Raw genomic sequence first — 19654 nt, forward strand, 5'->3', positions numbered from 1 at the left:
TCCATTTTAAGGTGGGCAAAGTATTCAGGAATCGGTTCGAACCTTGGCGTTTGCAAAAAGTTCGAACTGATTTGCACCAAAAAGGAGAAAAAACGGTTCAGCGAAGGCTCTATCTCAATATTCTTCAGGATTCATACAGATAAGGCGCTCCACGGCTTCGCTAAGTTGAGGCTGATCCGGCAGCCGAATGCCGAAGGTGTCGCGCAATAGCCCCAGCAATTCATCGGCAGTCCGAAGCGTGCGCTTTTCACTGGGCCGATCCAGGTAATGGAGCGCATAGTGGGCGTTGGCTAAGGTATGACGTTTACCGGGTGCCAGCAGTGCGGCCTTCAACTGCCCCACAAACGGCGACCCCGGGTGCGTGGAGACGTACCAATTGCCGATTTCGTAGTCGATGTCTGCCTGGACTTGCAGATCGAACACATACAGGCCGCGCCACTCTTCGGCGACCTGGGCCCAGAGCGTGTAGCTGCCCTGATTGAAGGTCAGGCGATAGGGCTCGTGGGCAGTGGCCTGGGATGCGTCGGTGTCCAGTTGCAACGGGCTGCTGGGTACCATGCCGCCAAAGCCGACGTCGGTGATGTAGCGCACCCCTTCAAGCGTCACCAGGCTCAGGCGGTGGGTGCGCCCGGTGTGGGCGTCCGGTGGCCCGCCAATTATCACGCGACCGGTGATGCCGCGGGCTTCGAAGCCCAGTTCCTGCAGCAGGGCCAGGAACAACTGGTTCAACTCGTAGCAATAACCACCGCGCCCCTGGTGCAGCACCTTGTGCTCGACGCTGGGCAGGTCGATCGGCACCGGCGCGTACATCAGCGTCGACAGATTTTCAAAGGCAAAGGTGCACACATGGCGCAGTTGCAAGTCCTGCAGGGTTTGCAAGGTGGGGGGTGGCGGCGAATCGTAGCCCAGGCGTTTCAAATAGAGATGACTATGAGTGAGTTCAGGCATGGCGCGGTCCTTGGCACGAGGCGGAGCGTCACTATGCCGCGCCCCCGCACACGTTGTCATTTTGAATGAACCTTTTTGAACGCTGGCCTATCCATCTATAACAAGACAGGGAGGCAACATGAGTACCGCAAAAATCTACACCATCCACTATCAGCTACACGGTAAACCCAAGTCTTTCGTGGTGCGCGCCGAAGTGATGAACAACGCCGAGGCATGGCATTGGGCGGCCGTTGATGCCGACATTGCACATGTCAGCCGCATCGGCCGCGTGGGTCACGAGCAGGTGAAAAAAACCACCCGGCCCTGGGCGGAAAAGTATGGCATTACCGACGTCAGCTGGACGCCGCCCAAATAAACAAAGCCCCGCACGACGGCGGGGCTCGGTTCACTTTTTCAAGTCGCCCAACGGATCGTAGGGCGGCTTTTTTTTCGCCTCTTCCTTAGCCTTTTTGTCTTTGTCCAACGGCGCGATGGCCGGGCCTATCGGATCGACCTGCGGGTCTGCCACATCCGGCGAGTCCGGGTCAAAGCCCAGCTCATCCTTGCCGCTGGCATGTTCATTGGAGTGGGGGCCATCGGTACGCTTGTTCATCAGGTTCTCCTGTTAAAGCGGGCGAGCTTTGTCGTGGAGGTTTTCCAGGTCTTCTTCGACGCGCTCGACATCATCGTCCGGGCCACGCTCTTTCGGGTCATTGGGGCGCAACGCATCGTTGTCGCGCTCTTCTTCACCGGGCGTGCGGTTCGGGTCGGGTGTACCAGGTGGTGGCTGTTTGTGTTCGGACATGACGGCTTACCTCATGGGGGCTTCACAAATTTAGAGAAACTGCCCGTGGCTATCGTTCAACTTCATTGCTGCAAGCATGAGAAGATGGCAGCCCTTTCTGGAGACCTTCCTCGGATGTTCGAGCTCAAACCCTGCGACCCCGTCACCTACCGTCAACAGACCCGCCGCAGCACGCTGATCGTCGCCGTGCTGTTCCTGGCCCTGGCCATGCTGCTGTCGAGCCTGGCGGTGGTGCTGTTCGGCGAGCCCGGAGGCGACAACTTTCGCTTCAATGTCGGCGGCGTATTTGCCGGGGTGTTGATTACTGTCGCGCTGGTGCGTGGCCCGTTCTGGACCCAGCCCTGGCTGGCGCCGGCTGTATACGGTTGGCAGCTCAAACGCAGCCTGATGAGTGTGACCAATGTAATGCACAAGGTCACCGAGCGGGTCCAGGCCAACGACCCGGCGGCCATCAAGTTATTGCGCTTCTATCACTTGGGGCTGACGCAGATGCATGAACTGGACGCCAACTCCAGCGCCCAGGCGCAACTGGTCGGCGAGATTGAGGCTCATAAGACAAAGATGGAGGCTCTGGGGATCGATATCGACCAAACCCGGCTCGATCCCACATGGCTGCAAAGCCTGAAAAGCGCTTAACGTAACGTCAGTGGGCGACCTTGGCCCGCCAGCAGAACAGCGCGCTCACGACAATTGCTGCGCCAGCCAGGCCAAACACCCAAGGCGCAGCGGCCACCGGCAGCAACAGGCCCGCCAGCAGCGGCCCGAGGCCTGCGCCGATATCGCGCCATACGGCGTTGGACGCCAATGCCGATACGCGCATGGCACCTGGGTTGCGCTCAGCCACCAGCGTGGTCACCAGTGGCAGTTGCAGGGCACGCAGCACCAGCACCGCCGCCGCGCCGACGATCACCCAATGACTGCCGAACGCGGCCAAGGCCAGGGCGCTCAAGAACGAAAACAGCAGTAACATCGACGTGGCCCCGAAGCGCTGGGCCGCACGCCCGCCCAATGAGCTCAACAGCAATTCAGACAGGTAGCGCAGGCCCATCAAGCCACCGGCGATCAGCACTGCATCACCGCCCATGATTTTCTGTGCCTGGAGTGACAGGCCAAAGATAAACAAGCCGTCCAGCGCCACGCCTTCGATAAACGACCACAGCGCCACACTGTCCGGCCACTTGAAGCGGCGCCCCGGAGTGCTGTGCAAATCATGACCGCTGGTGGGCAAGCCGCGGGCGAGCCACAGCCCCACCAGGCAGCAACCGGCGAGAACCAGAAAGATCGGGCGCGGCCCTGCCCATAACGTCAACAGCCCGCCCAGGGGCAAGGCCAGCATCGGCCCGAAGGCGATCAATGCCCGCGAACGCCCTGCCCTGCGGGCCGCGCCCTCCGGCTCGGAGGTCGCCAGTACTTGGGTCGACAGGTTCAACGCGGCAAAACACAGGCCCCAGACCAACCGCAGGCCCAGCAGCGCAGCGAACCCGGACAGCACCGAATTGCCCAGCGCGCACAGCGCTGCGGCACCGGCGGCGATCATGCAGGTCAGGCGGTCGCCGTTACGCGCATAGAAATTCAGTACATGCCGGTAGCCAAAGATCCGTACCAGGCGGTTGGCGGCCAACAGCACGCCGGCCTGGGCCAGGGTGACGCCGAACGCCTCGGACTCCATTGGCAGCAACAGATAGAGCAACACATCGCTGGGCAGGCAAAACCCCAGGGTCAAGGCGGCGCGGCGCGAGGTGCTATCGGCAGTGCGTTGAGTGAGGCTGGGCATAAAGCTGAAACATTCAGAAATATTCAGACCGCCACACTAGCGTTGCCGCCATGTGTTTTTCAAGGACGCAGGTGCAGAAGCGTTAAAAAACCAAACTCAGGTCCAGGCGCCCTTCCCTGACCGGCGGGCACCAGTAGTAACCACCGGTCAGTGGCTTACTGATGCGATACAGACCATCAACAATCCCATCCTCCAACCCGCTCATACGTCGAAGCTGCGCCTCGAACGCATCGAAGGAATGCCCGAAAGCAAGAAACATCAAACCCGCCTGGCCATTCTCGGCCCAGGGCATGGAACGGCGGACCACGAAGGCCTCCGGGGTGAAACTTTCCTGGGCCGTGCGTTTGGTATGGGCGGACTCGGGAGCGTCATCCAGCTCTTCGTTGTCGCCATGGCGGCGGCCGATGATGTGGTCACGCTCCTGGGCCGGCAATGCGGCGAAACCGTCGAGGTCGTGCTGCCATTGCTGGATCGCGGCGAAGCTGGCGCCGCTATCGGTCAAGGCGGCTGTCACGGCGGCATCGTCATGGGGGTTTTCGGTGCCGTCTTCGTAATCGGTCAGGTCAAAACCGGTCTTGTAGCGGAAGCCTTCGGTCGATTGCACCAGGCGAAAAGCCGGGGCCAGGGCTTTTTCAAGTGTGCGGCTGCGCAGCAGCAACTCGCCGCGATCCACTCCGTGCAACCATACCCACAACGCCTGCTGGGTCGACGGGTTATGTGCACCGGGGCCGCTGACCACGGGGAATGTACGCAACCCTTCAATCTCAGCACCCAGGGCCTTTACCAGCGGCTCACCGAAACCGACCACGGCCGCCGCATCCGTCCACTGCACCAGTGCGTCCAGGGCAGCAGGCACGGCTTGCAGGGAATCGAGGGCAAAAAACAGATGGCGGGCCTGCAAAGGCACCGGGGCGGCAAGAATGCCCGGCTGGTACTGACTCATGTGAACTCCTTCTGAAAAGCCGCGCAGTTTACCCGGCGCACGCGACACTGCGAACAAGAATGCGCGTAAGCCTTGCCTTGGAGCTGCCAGTTGGGTGACTCTCTAGTCATGTTTTGCAACTATTCCAGGGGTAGCGACATGACCACCAGCAACCTGCTTGCCCAACTGTTTCCCACGTCCGTTGCCCAGATTCCCGAGCAATTTCGCCTGGCGGCGCCCATTGAGCAGCGTGATTACCTGGTCGATGGCCAACTGCGGGTGTGGGACGGCCCGCTCGCCCGCGTGCAAAGCCCGGTGCAACTGGGCGATGAACGCGTGCATATCGGCAGCACGCCGCTGCTGGATGCCGATACCGCCCTCACCGCCCTGGATGCCGCCGTGCGCGCCTATGACCGTGGCCAGGGTGAATGGCCGACGATGCGCGTGGCAGAGCGCATCCAGCATGTCGAAGCCTTCTTGCGGCGCATGCGCGAACAGCGCGACGCGGTAGTCAAGCTGCTGATGTGGGAAATCGGCAAGAACCTCAAGGACTCGCAGAAAGAATTCGACCGCACCTGCGACTACATCACCGACACCATCAACGCCCTCAAGGAACTCGACCGCCGCAGCAGCCGTTTCGAGCTTGAACAGGACACCCTCGGGCAAATCCGTCGCGTGCCCCTGGGCGTGGCGTTGTGCATGGGGCCTTACAACTACCCGCTGAACGAGACCTTCACCACGCTGATCCCGGCGCTGATCATGGGCAACACCGTGGTGTTCAAACCGGCCAAGCTCGGGGTGCTGTTGATCCGTCCTTTATTGGAGGCCTTCCGCGACAGCTTCCCGGCCGGGGTGATCAACGTGATCTACGGCAGCGGCCGCGAAACCGTGAGCGCGCTGATGGCCAGCGGCAAGATCGATATCTTTGCGTTTATCGGCACCAACAAGGCCGCCAGCGATTTGAAAAAGCTGCACCCCAAACCGCATCGTTTGCGTGCTGCGCTGGGGCTGGATGCAAAAAACCCGGGGATCGTGCTGCCCGAAGTGGACCTGGACAACGCGGTGAGTGAAGCAGTCACCGGCTCGCTGTCGTTCAACGGCCAGCGTTGCACCGCGCTGAAAATTTTGTTTGTGCACGCGGATGTGGTCGACAGCTTTATCGAGAAGTTCAATGCCAAGCTAGCCACCCTCAAGCCCGGCATGCCTTGGGACGATGGCGTAGCGCTGACACCGCTGCCGGAAGTGGGCAAGGTGGATTACCTCAATGAACTGGTGGCCGATGCGGCCCGGCACGGTGCCAAGGTCGTCAATGCCGAAGGTGGCAGCAGCCGTGGTTCGTTCTTCTACCCGGCGGTGCTGTACCCGGTGAACCCGCAGATGCGCGTGTACCACGAAGAGCAATTCGGCCCGGTGGTGCCGATCGTGCCCTACCGCGACCTGGAAACCGTGATCGACTACGTGCTGGACTCGGATTTTGGCCAGCAGTTGAGTATCTTCGGCACCGACCCCGTCGCCGTCGGGCGCCTGGTGGACACCTTCGCCAACCAGGTCGGCCGCATCAATATCAACGCCCAGTGCCAGCGCGGGCCGGATACCTTCCCGTTCAATGGCCGCAAGAACTCGGCCGAGGGCACGCTGTCGGTACATGACGCCCTGCGCGTGTTCTCGATCCGCACTCTGGTGGCGACCAAGTTCCAGGAGAGCAACAAGGCGTTGGTCAGCGAGATCCTGCGTAACCGTGACTCGAGCTTCCTGACCACTGACTACATTTTCTAAGCACTCCTCGGTTCAACAATGTGAGAGGGTCGGTGCGACGATTCGACTTGCCCCTCCCACAATGGACTGAGTCAGCCCTGACGATTGAGGCTCTTTTAATACCGATGAACCTGCCCTTCTTTGCCCGACGCCTGCTGCGCCCCCTGCTCGACCCGTACCGCCGCTATCGTCACGCCAAGCTGATCCACGCCGTGCGCGTGTCCATCGGCTTGCTGGCGACGATCCTGTTGACCACCGGTCTCAACCTGCCCCACGGCGAATGGGCCTCGGTAACCATGCTGGTGGTGATCGGCGGGTTGCAGCACCACGGCAATATCGGCAAGAAAGCCGTGGAGCGCGCCTACGGTACGCTGATCGGTGCCAGTGTCGGTTTGCTGCTGGTGGTGCAGGAAGCCTACGTCGGCCAGCCATTGCTGACCTACCTGCTGATGTCGGCGATTTGCGGATTCTTTTCCTACCACGCCATCGGCAAAGGCGGGTATACCGCGCTGCTGTCGGCGATTACCGTATTTATCGTCGCGGGGCACGGTGACAATCCGCTGTCGGACGGGCTGTGGCGCACCGTAGACATCCTCATCGGCATCGCCTTGGCCCTGGCGTTTTCCTTCGCCCTGCCGCTGTACGCCGTGTATTCATGGCGTTACAACCTGGCCAGTGCGCTGCGTGATTGCGCGCAGATCTACAGCCGGATCATCAATGGTCAATCGGTGACCGATGATGAACACCTCAAGTTGCTCAACCGCCTGAATGCAGCAATGTTGCAACTGCGCTCATTGATGCCGTCGGTGTCCAAGGAAGTGCGGATTTCCATGACCGAGTTGGACGCGATCCAGCGCCACCTGCGCATGTGCATCAGCACCCTGGAGATTCTCGGCAATACCCGGCCCAATCCTCGCGATGAGCAGGCGACGGCGCGCATGCAGGTAATGTTGAAGGCTGAGCATCGGCAAATCAGGGTGCAGTTGGTGGGGATGGCGCGGGCGTTGAAGTCGGGGGTGACGGAGCGGTTGGAACGCAACGGCCAGGCCAGCGGTGGTGAGTCCACATTGGATGCACCCGTCTACAGCGCACTGGATGGATATCGGTTATTGACCCTGCAATTGGCCGCGAATGTGGATGCAATGCGTCAACGCTTGGCCAAAAGCGCTGGCCGGTGGAAGATCTGAACGTATGAGGAGTTGATCTGATTACCAGGATCAACACATTCACACTTTCTCTTACATATTTTTCACGATTTGTTCACATCCCAAGACGTAGGGTGAAGCCTCATCCGTTACAAACGTTGTACATCAAGCCCGCCGCCCCAGCGGGCTTTTTTTTGCGTGCGCCATGGCAATCAGTGGTTTTTACCCAGACCATTCGTCGCGACTGTCATTTCTCACAGCTATCCCGTTCGCCTTCCGAGACGCTTAATTCCCCCAGTGAGCCAATTTACTTGCAGAGGGGGTTTTCCATGAGCCAAGACACTCACCTTTCCGTCGTCGCACACCCCGCGCCATTGCCCGTGATCGACTCAGGGCAATTGTCAGAGCCGGCGGAAGAGGCCACCGACTTGTCCGGCCCCCGGCACCTTAACCGCAGCTATTTCCTACCACCACAGTCAATCCAGGGCACCATCACCTCCGATAGCTTTACAAACGTGCCGTTCGAGGTGTTGCCCCTCTATATTCCGGGCTTGACGCAAACAGTCGTCGGCTTCGATGGTGGCATAAACAAAGCGGCTCTGGAGGTTCATCGGGACCTGGGTCTGTTGTGCAACCTGTTGGCCTACCTGAATATGGCTGATGGTGACTTCATTGAGCTGTTCTGCGATGACCTGCTAATTCCAGTCGCGACCTATAATGTCACCCAGAATGATGTCGACAAGAGTCGTATGATTCCGTTATACATCCCTCGAACCCGTCTTCCTGATGGCCCGGTCAACCCGGTGTTCTTGAGAGTGACTCACCTCGGTGGCACGTCCAAAGAAACCAAACGCTTCAATCTGAAGGTCGATACCGTGCCCCCCGCTGGTCGCAACCCGATCGGCAGCACGCTGCAAAACGAAAACCTGCCGGTTCCGGTATTCCCTGAGCACATCATCAATTTCGGAGTGACTGAGACCGACGCACAAAACGGGGTACCTGTTACCTTCAAGTTCTACCCGGACGATGCGACCCAGGAACCCAACACCTACCGGGCCACACGTGACCGTATTCGCTTACGCATTAATGGGATCACGGCGCCAATCCCTCCGCTCACCGAAAGCCAAGCCACCGGGCGTGAAGATATAACCGTCACGCTTTATTACGGTTTTTGGCAGCAAGTGCGCAGTGGTTCCCATGTGTGTGAATATGAAATCATCGACGAGGTCGGCAACGCGTCCCTCGGCTGGTCACCGGCACTACGGTTGAATGTCAGGCTCAATGATGGGTCTGAGCCGGTCTTGCCCGAAGCTTTTATACTCGAAGCTCCGGACAATGTCCTCGATCATGACCGGCTCGATGAGCGCGATGCAACCATCTTTGTCACCACCCGAAGCCCGGACTTTGCCCTTGGGGACATCGTGCGCGTAACCGTCAGAGGCCGTTCGAGCGTTGGCGTTATCACCACCACCTACGACTCCCCACCGCTTACCTCACTGAGCTTTATCACCCTGCCCTGCCCGAATGCCGACCTGCGCCCTTTTATCAGCGGGCAGTTCCAGTTGTTCTATGAACGCATTCGCAGCGGCGTGCCCAACCGCCCCTCCGATGCCATCATCGTTGATGTAACCGGTACGCCCATCGATATGCGCCTGCGGCCACCGGTGGTGCGGGAAGCGCCCGGCGGCGTCCTCGATCCACAAGTAGAATTTATCAATGTGATCGTCAGGGCATACCCCGAGCTGGGCCAGGACCCCTTTGATCTGGTGATTCTGATCCTCGAGGGCACGTACGCCAACGGCACTCGCTACTACGACGAACTCTACGAGTCTGCAGGAGGGGGCGATGTGTTATTTCCCATTGCCAACGGCCCGAACGGCGTGATTGCCGGTCTTGAAGGCGGCACACTCAGGCTTCTTTATCAGGTGGACAATGGGGATGGCGTGCGCACTTCAATGGACGTGACAGTCAACATCGGCAACGCAGTGGCCTCATTGCCGGAGCCTGAGGTCATGGAAGCGCCGGCACCGCTGTATCAATTCGACCCCGAACAATCCACCGAGCACGCCAATATTGTGGTCAAGAGCAACCCTGACTTCCTGCTCAACGATATCGTGACGCTTTATTGTGAGGGCACCGCGTCCGGCGGCACGGCACCTGAGCAGGCGTTTCCGATACGGGTTCAATGGGTTGGGCGAGACCTGCGCTTCAGGCTGGAACGTAGCTACATCCTTGCCAATATCGACAAGACCATGCGCATCTACTACACGCGCTGGCGGGACAACGTACTGACGCGTTTTTCTCACGCGGTCAATATGAAGGTCGGTTCCAGGCTGGAACTGCAAGCGCCACAGGTGCTGCAAGCGACCGTGACTGGCCCGGATCAGGCCACCCTGAATCCGATGAATGTACTGCCGCCCAATCCTGAGAAGGTGACTGTGCGTGTGGTCTCCGACAAATTCCCACCGGGGGCTGATATCAAGGTGTTCATCACCGGCAAACCCGACGTGGGTATGCCCGATATCCCGGCGAAACCGGCACGCCCGGAACCGGGTGAAAACTACACCAGCTTCGAGGTGCAGAATGAGTTTGTAGCCGCTTACCTGGACGGAGAATGCAAGGTATTTTACCAACTGCTGGAAATCGGCAAGACCACCAAGTCTGATGAGTTGACGCTGAAGGTTGAGGCACTGCCGGCGAGTGAGTGGAACCTTGTGAGCGTGCCCAGTGCATCCTCAGGTGTGATCGATACCAGTAAACCCCATCGAATAGAAGTAAGGGGATGGCGGCTCATGAAACCTGGACAGCCGGTTTATATCGATTTATGCAGCAGTCGGTACCATGAACTGCGAATCGGCGCTGTTGTAAGCCCCGGTGAGGCCAGTGCAAAACTCATCAGCGAAGAAATACCATCGAGTTATCTACGCTTATTGAAAGATGGAGACTCACTGGAAGTGCACGTATCTGTAAACTTGGAAGAGCAGCACGACAAGTTTTCAGCACAGCCTTTGACACCTGTGAATTATACGATCAAAAAAATGTCCGGGGAGATTGTAGGGAGTGTGACAGTCAGAAATGGCCCGACATATCTTGCCATTAGTCCGGATGATAACCGGGTGTACGTTGCCAGCACCGGAACTGGTGGATACGGCATTACAGTATTCGATTCGGATACAGGTGAAACTATTATTACTCAACCGCTCGCATACCCACCAGCAGGACTAGTCACAAAACCTGATGGTGACGTGATTTATGTAAGCCTTTACAACTCCAGATATCAAAATTCATATTATGTAAACGACATACTTGCATTGAACACAACCAACCTTGGAACGATAAAAGCAATAACCACCTCACAATCCGGAGAACTCATCACTAACAATAACGGATCAAGAGTTTATAGCGGCTATCTCAGCCACTATTTCATCTCACATTATTACGCCTATACTTCATCATCAATCGACACCACCTCAAATACAGTATCCGGCACCTTCAACAACTATTACACACTCAACGCAGCCTCTGGCAGGGCAGTTGGCATTAATAGGCAATCAACTCATATATATGGATCATATGGATCGCAAGGGAGATATTATATTGTCGTCACCGACGCGGCCACTTTAAGAACTATCGGCAGCTATTATGAGACCGGTGTGGAACACACAGGCTTTGCTCATGCCCCAACCGGCTCCACGCTTTACGTGACGGCAGCCGCCGCCAATAGACTGCTAGTTCTCGATACCAACAATGACTCTCCTACGTTAATCAAGAGCATAGAAGGTCTGCGAGGCCCATGGGGCGTAGCAACCAATCCCCGCACTGGCGCGATTTATATAACTGAAAGATCCGGCAACACGGTAAAGACATACGATGCTACAACACTCGAGCTTATCAGCACACTCGAAGGTTTCGACCAACCCAAGGCCATTGCAGTCAACTCTGAGGGGACAAGAATGTTTGTCGCTAACTCCGGGAGTAATACAGTCACCATAATAGACCTCTAAGGTCAGCTCGAAGGCTCCGTATTCTGCGATACGGGGCCTTTACGCCAGCTCACAAAGACCGCAAGGCCGCCGTGGTAAACCAAGTTGTTTGCGTTATCGTTGACGTTTTTCGCGAGCAAGCCCGCTCCTAAAGGAGAATGAGGATTGGACTCAGCGTAAGGCTTGTTCGCGAATGACACGCTGAGTCTCCAACACCTTGGCCAACGCCGTCTCAGCCTCAGCACTCTGCTGTGGCACGCGAATCGCCGCTGACACCAAGGTAATCAACTTGGCCATCACCTCCGCATCCGTGGCCGGGCGGCCCAGGCTCATGGAGTTCATCAGCAGGCGCAATTCGGTACCCGCCATAACCCCGGAAATTGCCTTGAGCGCAAATTGCAGGCGCACGCCCAGCTCATTGCGCGGCAGATCCGGCAAGGCCAGGGCGAAGGCTTCGAAGAAGCGCTGGAACACCGGCTGGTAATGCACCTTGAGGTATTCCTGGATAAACGGCGAAGTGTCGCTGTAGACCCGCCCCAGGAAACGGATGAACGAGCGCCCTTCCCCACTGGCCGGGTCGCTGCGTTCCAGGCCCATGGCCGGGGCGAACAGCACGCCGAGCAGGGTGTCGCAATCCAGCGGGCCGTCGGATTCGGCTTCGCAGCGGGCGAGCAATTCCAGGCGCTGCTCGTTGAGCGGCTCCAGGCGTTGCATCAGCAGGGTTTTCATCAGGGAGTCCTTGTCCCCGAAGTGATAGTTCACCGCGGCCAGGTTGACCTGGGCACGCTCGGTAATCTGACGTAACAAAACGGCGTCGTAGCCGTACTTGATGAAGAGTGCCTCTGTCGCATCCAGCAATCGAGTCTTGGTAACGTTTGGAGCGCTGAGTTTCTTCGCGGCCATAAGGGTTCCACGGCGGAAATATTGTTTTAAAAAATAATTTGATTTTTTATACCGGGGCGGCCGGGTGAAAGCAAGTAGTGACACTGCGCCATATCACTGAAAGCCTGTAGAACCGGGCTATTGAGTCATACCAAAAGGCATTTCGCCGGCTCGAAACCCTCAGCCTGGAAAACGATTCACAGGGCAAAACCGCTCTACATCCATGGCTGGCGAAGCGTCTGGAACGCGGTTACTATTCAAACAATATTTTAAAAACAAGAAATAAAACCAGTCCGTGACGCGTACAGGCAGTTCCCGAACTTGTTACAAGGATTTTCCGGGGCATGCCGACACCGTCGAGACTGCAGGCGTAGTCATGATGACAGACACTCCCTCGCACCCAGGCTTGATCTCCCTGCAAGGCATCGGCAAGCGCTATCAGCTGGCCGGGCAGGAATTGAGCATTCTCAATGACGTGTGCCTGTCCATCGCAAGCGGTGACAGCTGCGGCATCCTGGGTGCCTCCGGCTCCGGCAAAAGCACCCTGCTCAATATCCTCGGCCTGTTGGACCTGCCGAATTGCGGCCAGTACCACTTTGCCGGCCACGACATTTTCACTGCCACCCCCGATGAGCTGGCGGCGATCCGCAACCGGCAGATCGGTTTCGTGTTCCAGAGCTTCAACCTGCTGCCGCGCCTCAGCGCCCTGGACAACGTTGCCCTGCCCTTGAGTTATCGCGGTGTGTCGCGGCATGAATCGGTGGAGCAAGCCCAGCGCATGCTCGAGCAAGTAGGCTTGGCCGAGCGCGCCCACCATCGCCCCGCCGACCTCTCCGGGGGCCAGCGCCAGCGCGTCGCCATAGCCCGCGCCCTAGTGGGCCAGCCCTCGGTGATCCTGGCCGACGAACCCACCGGCAACCTCGACAGTACCACCGCCCAGGAGATCATGGACCTGCTGCTGACCCTCAACCGTGAGCAACAGGTCACGCTGATCATCGTCACCCATGACGCGCACATCGCCGAGCGCCTGGAGCGCAAGATCCTGGTGCGCAATGGCGTGGTGCACGAGGCCGATCGCCTATGAGCCTGCGGGTCGAGCAGAGCCTGAGCCACCTGCTGCATGAAGCGTTCATCAGCCTGCGCACCCTGGGCAAGCGTTCGATCCTGGCGTTGCTGGGCATCGTCATCGGCAGTTCCTCGGTGGTGGCGCTGATCAATATCGGCCACAACGCGGCGGTGGACGCGGCGATGATTTTCAAGGACATGGGCACCGATACCCTGATCGCCCAGTTCCCGCCCAAGGGCAGCAGCAATGTGCCGATGCGCACCCGGCTCGACCTCGATAGCGTGCGCCTGGCGGTGCCGGGCATTGCGCATATCGGCGCCCTCAGCCTGTTCAGCGGGCCCGTCGTGTTCCATGGCCGCACCACCAATGCCAACCTGGTCGGCAGCACCCCGGATATCTACGCGGCCATGCGCCTGGTCATGCGCGAGGGGCGTTTCCTGTCAGCCTTCGACGCCAACGAAACCTACGCCGTGATCGGTGACCAACTCGCCCAGGCCCTCGGAGCACCGGGTGACCCACTGAGGCTGGGCGATCGCGTGCGCATCAACGACTATCTGTTCCTGACTGTCGGCATTCTGCACAACCAGCCCCGGGCCATGCTGATGCCGGTGCAAGCCAACGAATCGCTGTTTATTCCCGCCGAGGGTATGCGCCGCATCTATGCCAGCCCGCAGATCAGCAATGTGATCATCCGTGCGACGCCGGGGCAGGACATGGAACGTATTGCCCGAGACGCTAGCGCTGCGTTGCAACCCCAGCTCACCGAGCATGACGTCGACATCATCGTGCCCCAGCAGATGATCGACGGCATGACGCGCCAAAGCCGCACATTCGCCTATCTGCTGCTGGCCCTCGGCGCGATCTCCCTGGTGGGCGGCGGCGTCGGGGTAATGAACGTGATGCTGATGAACGTCTCGGAGCGCCGCCGCGAGATCGGCATTCGCATGGCCCTGGGCGCGCGCCAGCGAGATATTCGTAACCTGTTCCTGCTCGAAGCCATCACCCTCACCGCCGTGGGTGCGCTTTGCGGTGCGGTATTGGGCATGACCGCTGCGTGGCTGTATGCCTGGCTGTCGGGCTGGGCATTCGCCCTGGCGGTGGCCGCCCTGCCCCTGGGGGTGGGCAGTACCTTGCTGGTCGGCTTGTTCTTCGGCATCTATCCGGCGGTCTCGGCCTCGCGGTTGCAACCGGTGGAGGCCCTGCGCGATGAGTAAATGGTTGTGGTTGCTGGCGCTGATCAGCCTGCCCGGCGTGGCCGCCGAGGTGGTCGTCAAGCCATCGGCACCCAGCAGCACGCGCAGCGCCTATGACCGCGGCGTGTCGCTCAATGCCCAGGTCACCACCATGACCCTGGGCGACGCCGTGTACCTGGGCCTGCGCAACAACCCGGCGATCCGCAGCGCCTATCTGCAACGGGTGGCGCAGAAGTTCGACTTGCGCGTCGCCGAAGACGTGTTCAACCCCAAGCTCACCCTCAACAGTAATTACCGCACCAGCCGGGGCTCCCAGGACAACGCCCGCAATGCCAGTGTGGCGCCGACCAGCAGCCTGCTCGGCGAATACGGCACGCGCCTGAGCATGGCCTGGACCCAGCAGTTGAATAACGCCAACCGCGCCGGACGCTACCGCAGTGACGGCCTCGACCTGGCGATCATCCAACCGCTGATGCGCGGGGCCGGCTGGGACGCCACCACCGCGCCGCTGCGCCTGTCGCGTCTGGCCGAGCAGGCCAACCGCCTGAACCTCAAGGCCACCGTGGCGCAGACCATCAGCCAGATCATTGCCACCTACCGCGAACTCCTTCGCGCCCAGGAGCAACTGGTGATCGTCCAGGAAGCCCTCAAGCGTTCCAACACCTTGCTGGACGTCAACAAAGCGCTGATCAGCGCCGGGCGCATGGCCGAGTTCGAGATCGTGCAGACCGAAGCCGATATCGCCACCCAGCAATTGGGCGTGGAAGAAGCCCAGAACCAACTGGACACCAACCGCCTGGCCTTGCTGCGCCTGCTAGCCCTGGACCTGTCCACGCCGATTCGCGCCACCGAAGCCCTGGAGGCCAACCCCATGGAAATCGACAAGCGCCAAGCCTTCAACCTGGCGCAGAACCAGCAGCCGGAATACCTCGCCGCCCTGCTGGGCAGCCAGCAGGCCGATCTCAACCTGGTCATCGCCAAGGACTCCGGGCGCTGGCAGGTGGACCTGGTGGCCGGCGCCAACCAGGTGCGTGACGCCTACGACAACGACAACGGCCACACCAATAACCGCACCTGGGACAGCTACGCCGGCGTGCAGGTGCAGATCCCCATTGGCGACATCAGCACACGCCAGGCCGAAGTCCGCGCGCGGGTGAATGTGGAGGATCAGGAAATCCGCATTACCGACGCCCGCCAGGAGCTGGAGCGCAACGTCAACAACGTGGTGCGTGACCTCGGTACCCGCTGGCGCCAATATGAAATTTCCAAGCGCGCCGTGGAGTTGTCGCGGCGCAAGATCGAGATCGAGCGGGAAAAACTCAGTGCCGGGCGCTCCACCAACTTCCAGGTACTGAGCTTCGAGACCGATCTGCGCAACGCCGAAAACGCCCAGCTCAATGCGCTGATCGCTTATCTGAACGCCCAGACCCAGCTCGATCTGACCCTGGGCATGACGCTGGAAAGTTGGGAAATCGCCCTCAATGACTACTAATCAAAAACGCTGGCTGGCCGTCGTCTTGATCGTACTGCTGGCAGGCGCGGCAGTCAGCCGGCTCAACCACCGCAGCAGCGTCGAGCAGGCCAGCACCGCCGAGCAATGGCTGGCGGTAAAACCCGACCCGCTGGTGCACCAGATCGGCCTGGTGGGCAAGATCGAGCCCGACAACACCGTCACCCTCACGGCGCCGTTCGACGGCAATGTGCTGGCCAATCTGGTCGAGCAAGGCCAACGTGTCGAAGCCGGCCAGGTGCTGTTGCGCATGGACCCGGCCACCCTTGAAGTGCAACTGCGCGACGCCCTCTCCGCCCAACTCAAGGCCCGGCGCGCGGTACAGGAAATGCAGGACTGGGACAGCAGCCCCGCGGTCAGCCGCGCTCGCCGCAGTTTGCGCACCGCTGAAATGACCGCCGGCAATACCCAGCGCAAACTCACCGAGAGCGAAAACCTGTTCAAGCGCGGGATTATTCCGCGCAACGAACTGGACGATCTCAAGCAGCAAACCCAACAGCAGCAACTCGACCTGGCAGCGGCGCGCAGTGAACTGCAACAGGCCCAGGACCAAGGCAGAGGCGAATACCGACAGATCGCCGAGATGGAGCTGACTAATGCCACGGTCAAGTACCAAGCCCTGCAAAAACTCCTTGAAGGCAAGGAGGTCAAGGCGCCGTTCTCCGGCATCGTGGTGCCCGCACCCGGCAGCACCAGCACCGCCCAAGGAGGCGCCAGCAACAACGCGCCGGTACAGGCGGGGAGCAAGGTCAGCCAGGGTCAGGTGCTGTTCGGGCTGGCCAATATCGAACGGCTGAAAATCGTCGCCAAGGTTTCCGAACTGGACATCAACCAGTTGCACCAGGGCCAGGCGGTGGAAGTGATGGGCGATGGCTTCGACGGCGAACGGCTGACCGGCTCGGTCAGCGTGGTCAGTGGCTTGGCCATCGCCAGCGACAACCAGGGCAGCGCGCAGTTTCCGGTGACCCTGTCGATCCCGAAGCTGACACCACAGCAGTTGCAACGGGTGCGTCTGGGCATGAGTGCGCGGCTGACCATCGTCACCTACAACAATGACCAGGCGATCGTGATTCCCAGCCAGGCGATCCAGGCAGATATGACGGTGGAGTACCGACCAGCGATGGATAAACCGGTGGAGCGGGTGAAGGTGACCACCGGGCAATCGACGCCGCAGGGGGTTGAGGTGTTTGGGCTGAAGCCAGGTTTTGTGAAAACCTCAAACTAAACGCAGATCTAAATGTGTGAGCTTGGTTGCCAGTGCCTTGGCCTGGAGCGCCACGTCGGTCACCGCCGTACTCTCCCACCACATGCCCCGCAACGGCGGGCCCATGGCAAACAGTCGCTGGCTGGCCTGGCCCTGGGCATCCAGCACCGCGCCGGCCGCATCCGCCGCAATCCCCAAGGCCAATGGCCCGGGCTGGACCAGCCCGCGCTGGAGCAGTTGTTGTGGCAACGGCCGGGCCACGCGGCGCCAGTCGTATTCGATGCCGCTGGAGTTGATCAGCGCCGCGCCCGAAACCCGGGTGAGCCCTTGCTCGCCACGATGGCGCACCGCAATGGCGACGACCTCATCCGACGGCACTAAACCCTTGAACGACGCTGCGCGAATCCGCAACCGTCCTTCTTCCTGCAAACGGGCCACCAACTGCGCACTCAACGGTGGCGAGCGGTGGTGATGGCTTTCCCACCATGGCCGCACATGCCGCACGAACTGGCGTTTCTCACGCTCACTGGCCTGGCTCCATAAACGTGCGATATGCACACGTACGGTGTCCAGCGGCGCCTGCCAATCGATGCCTTGGTCGAGTGCGATGCGGCATTGGCGGCGCACCTCCCGCAGCAATTGCCGCGGGCTACGCAGGCGGTGGTCGGCGGCCAGGAAGTCGTCCCAACTCGGCGGTTGCCGGCGCACATGGGGCAACAGACCGTGGCGCGAAAAAATCTCGATGGGCCCGCGATGCCCGGCCTGTTCCAGGGACACCACGGCGTCGACCATGGTCAACCCGGAGCCGATGATCAGCACCGTTGATTGTGGGCCGAGTTGGGTCATCGCTTGCACGTCCCATGGGTCCAATGCGGCAGCGTTCAGCCCCGTGGACTCGGTCTGTGGCGTGCGCGCAGCCGGGAACATGCCGGTGGCCAATACCGCAAAAGCCCCATGCAGTTGCTCGCCAGTATCGAGGGTGACCCGCGTCGACGTTGCCTCGACTTGCAGGTCGACCCCTTCGGCACGGATATGCTCGACTGTCGAAGTGGATAGCGCCTTGGCCTCGGCCAGGCGCTGTTGCGCATACAGCCCGAAAATCCCCCGCGGCGGGAACAGTTCGCTGATGGGCACATGCTGCTGGTCCGACTCCGGCCAACCACCGCCAGCGATGTAGTCGGTGAGCCATTGGATCAGGTCGTCGGCATTGTCCGGGTCGACGCTCATGCGCGCCGCATTGCCGTTCAAGGTGTGGCCCAGCTCGACCGCGCTATAGGCCTCGCCGCGCCCCAGCTCAGCACGCGGTTCGATCACCAGGATGCGCCGCGTGCCCGGCAGGCGCAGCAGTTGTACGGCGAGCATCGTGCCGCTCAGGCCGCCGCCGATGATCAGCACATCGGCGTTGTGGACTTGCATCTCACTTTGTTGCACCCAGGCCATAGTGACTCCCGCTATCAAAACCCCATGAGTTATACCTGTTACTTTTGACAGTATACGCAGCCCAATTCAACCCATAGCCTATTCATCGTGCCCCTCCTTCCAAAGGAAACATCAAATGAATAAGCCCAATCACTCCAAAGCCAAACTTATTTCGGGAACCTGCACCGCCGTCGTGGAGGGCGATGCCGACTTGAAACGCTTTGAAGGCCCTCCGATTCACTTCTACCTGGATGAAGATCGCAACCGATGGTTCATATCAGCCCTCACCGAGCCCGTGCCGTTTGAATATCACCAACAAATCGAGCTGATTTTACCCAACGAGGGCCATGTCATAGAAAAAACTTATGAGATCGTCAAAGAATGGGGCGCGCAAGGAAAAGCCAATGCTTCATGGGTGAAAAGGACTTCTCATACCTTCCAACCTTATACTGCCTCTAGCGGAAGTGTGAAGGTTACTTTGGACCGCGCCGAGGAGACAGTACACCTCATTTTCAACTTTAAAGCGGAACATGGTACACGAGTCGTCACCCTTACAAAGGGTGATATGAAAGTTAAAGGCACAACGAAACGCCGCATGACCAACGCAACAGGTTCAGTGACCTGCGATATCAGTGATGCCATCAACCGCAACTATCGGTCGATGGAGACTGCGCTCACTACCCAGCCTGCGTCAGGTAGTTTTCCAGCCCATATCAGCGTATGGTCACAAGAGTTTGTCCCAGCGCCTGATCCGAATCCGTTTGACTACCGAGTAGTCTTCAACTTTGCAGAGGCACTTTTACCGGGCACTTATAACTTCAGTCCGGATAACAGACAGGTGCGTGCATTTGTATTCGACCTCAATCGAAACGTCGCCTGGCCAAGCGAAAGCGGTACGATTACGCTGACCTCAATGCCTAACTTTGAAACATTAGAGGGCCCGCTGTCAGGGGTCTACCACTTTACCGGTACAGCAACACTTACAGATGGCACTAAACTACGGATAGAAGTCAAAAATGGGAAACTCAACATCGAAAAATAGACCCACTGTTGTTTCCAGCCCCGTAAG

17 protein-coding genes are annotated in these 19654 nt (G+C 59.5%); 10 read left to right on the plus strand and 7 right to left on the minus strand.

Going from position 1 to position 19654, the window contains the following annotated elements:
* Positions 1–114 precede the first annotated feature (114 nt).
* A complete protein-coding gene (locus tag ASD70_RS12260) occupies positions 115–948 on the minus strand; it encodes an arylamine N-acetyltransferase family protein (RefSeq protein WP_056846561.1) in 834 nt (277 codons plus the stop codon).
* A 118-nt stretch (positions 949–1066) separates the two neighbouring features.
* Between ASD70_RS12260 and ASD70_RS12265 the strand changes: the two genes are divergently transcribed.
* Positions 1067–1303, plus strand: a complete 237-nt coding sequence (locus ASD70_RS12265) for a DUF6555 family protein (protein ID WP_005789137.1) — start codon at positions 1067–1069, stop codon at positions 1301–1303.
* A gap of 30 nt (positions 1304–1333) precedes the next feature.
* Here the strand turns inward: ASD70_RS12265 and ASD70_RS12270 are convergent, their stop codons facing one another.
* Both ASD70_RS12270 and ASD70_RS12275 read right to left on the minus strand, forming a co-directional pair.
* Positions 1334–1540 carry a DUF6021 family protein gene (locus ASD70_RS12270; RefSeq protein WP_046068647.1) on the minus strand — a complete coding sequence of 69 codons (207 nt, stop codon included), beginning with the start codon at positions 1538–1540 and terminating at the stop codon, positions 1334–1336.
* A gap of 12 nt (positions 1541–1552) precedes the next feature.
* Complete coding sequence (locus tag ASD70_RS12275; RefSeq protein ID WP_046068648.1) at positions 1553–1732, minus strand: hypothetical protein; 180 nt, start codon at positions 1730–1732, stop codon at positions 1553–1555.
* A 114-nt stretch (positions 1733–1846) separates the two neighbouring features.
* Between ASD70_RS12275 and ASD70_RS12280 the strand changes: the two genes are divergently transcribed.
* Positions 1847–2368 (plus strand): DUF3087 family protein, encoded by a 522-nt coding sequence (locus tag ASD70_RS12280; RefSeq protein WP_056846562.1) that lies wholly within the window; start codon positions 1847–1849, stop codon positions 2366–2368.
* 7 nt (positions 2369–2375) lie between these two features.
* Here the strand turns inward: ASD70_RS12280 and ASD70_RS12285 are convergent, their stop codons facing one another.
* Together ASD70_RS12285 and ASD70_RS12290 are read right to left on the minus strand one after the other, a co-directional pair.
* On the minus strand, positions 2376–3506 hold the full coding sequence (locus tag ASD70_RS12285; protein WP_056846563.1) for a hypothetical protein: 1131 nt from the start codon (positions 3504–3506) through the stop codon (positions 2376–2378).
* Between the two features lie 82 nt (positions 3507–3588).
* Entirely contained in the window at positions 3589–4449 is an 861-nt protein-coding gene (locus ASD70_RS12290) for a Dyp-type peroxidase (RefSeq protein WP_046068651.1), read from the minus strand.
* A 138-nt stretch (positions 4450–4587) separates the two neighbouring features.
* Between ASD70_RS12290 and ASD70_RS12295 the strand changes: the two genes are divergently transcribed.
* The 3 genes from ASD70_RS12295 to ASD70_RS12305 all read left to right on the plus strand — a co-directional run bounded on the left by ASD70_RS12295 (position 4588) and on the right by ASD70_RS12305 (position 11332).
* On the plus strand, positions 4588–6204 hold the full coding sequence (locus ASD70_RS12295; protein ID WP_046068652.1) for an NADP-dependent glyceraldehyde-3-phosphate dehydrogenase: 1617 nt from the start codon (positions 4588–4590) through the stop codon (positions 6202–6204).
* Positions 6205–6308: 104 nt separating this feature from the next.
* Positions 6309–7370, plus strand: coding sequence for an FUSC family protein (locus tag ASD70_RS12300; protein WP_056846564.1), 1062 nt, complete (start codon positions 6309–6311; stop codon positions 7368–7370).
* 287 nt (positions 7371–7657) lie between these two features.
* The gene (locus ASD70_RS12305; protein WP_056846565.1) at positions 7658–11332 is read left to right on the plus strand and encodes a YncE family protein; all 3675 of its coding nucleotides are present in this window, start codon (positions 7658–7660) and stop codon (positions 11330–11332) included.
* A gap of 150 nt (positions 11333–11482) precedes the next feature.
* Here the strand turns inward: ASD70_RS12305 and ASD70_RS12310 are convergent, their stop codons facing one another.
* Positions 11483–12214 (minus strand): TetR/AcrR family transcriptional regulator, encoded by a 732-nt coding sequence (locus ASD70_RS12310; protein ID WP_056846566.1) that lies wholly within the window; start codon positions 12212–12214, stop codon positions 11483–11485.
* Positions 12215–12569: 355 nt separating this feature from the next.
* Here ASD70_RS12310 and ASD70_RS12315 point away from each other — a divergent pair, with 355 nt between their 5' ends.
* The 4 genes from ASD70_RS12315 to ASD70_RS12330 are packed head-to-tail and all read left to right on the plus strand — an operon-like array spanning position 12570 to position 17187.
* Entirely contained in the window at positions 12570–13277 is a 708-nt protein-coding gene (locus ASD70_RS12315) for an ABC transporter ATP-binding protein (RefSeq protein ID WP_056846567.1), read from the plus strand.
* The gene (locus ASD70_RS12320) at positions 13274–14473 is read left to right on the plus strand and encodes an ABC transporter permease (RefSeq protein WP_056846568.1); all 1200 of its coding nucleotides are present in this window, start codon (positions 13274–13276) and stop codon (positions 14471–14473) included. The genes ASD70_RS12315 and ASD70_RS12320 overlap by 4 nt, the downstream gene beginning before the upstream one ends.
* Positions 14466–15944 (plus strand): TolC family protein, encoded by a 1479-nt coding sequence (locus tag ASD70_RS12325; protein WP_046068657.1) that lies wholly within the window; start codon positions 14466–14468, stop codon positions 15942–15944. The genes ASD70_RS12320 and ASD70_RS12325 overlap by 8 nt, the downstream gene beginning before the upstream one ends.
* Positions 15934–17187, plus strand: coding sequence for an efflux RND transporter periplasmic adaptor subunit (locus ASD70_RS12330; RefSeq protein WP_056846569.1), 1254 nt, complete (start codon positions 15934–15936; stop codon positions 17185–17187). The genes ASD70_RS12325 and ASD70_RS12330 overlap by 11 nt, the downstream gene beginning before the upstream one ends.
* Here the strand turns inward: ASD70_RS12330 and ASD70_RS12335 are convergent.
* Positions 17179–18606, minus strand: coding sequence for an FAD/NAD(P)-binding protein (locus ASD70_RS12335; protein WP_056846570.1), 1428 nt, complete (start codon positions 18604–18606; stop codon positions 17179–17181). The genes ASD70_RS12330 and ASD70_RS12335 overlap by 9 nt on opposite strands.
* A gap of 115 nt (positions 18607–18721) precedes the next feature.
* On the opposite strand from ASD70_RS12335, the gene ASD70_RS12340 reads away from it, so the two are divergent.
* Positions 18722–19627, plus strand: a complete 906-nt coding sequence (locus ASD70_RS12340; RefSeq protein WP_056846571.1) for a hypothetical protein — start codon at positions 18722–18724, stop codon at positions 19625–19627.
* Positions 19628–19654 lie beyond the last annotated feature (27 nt).

This window comes from Pseudomonas sp. Root569 (genome assembly GCF_001427465.1).
In the GTDB taxonomy this organism is placed as follows: domain Bacteria; phylum Pseudomonadota; class Gammaproteobacteria; order Pseudomonadales; family Pseudomonadaceae; genus Aquipseudomonas; species Aquipseudomonas synxantha.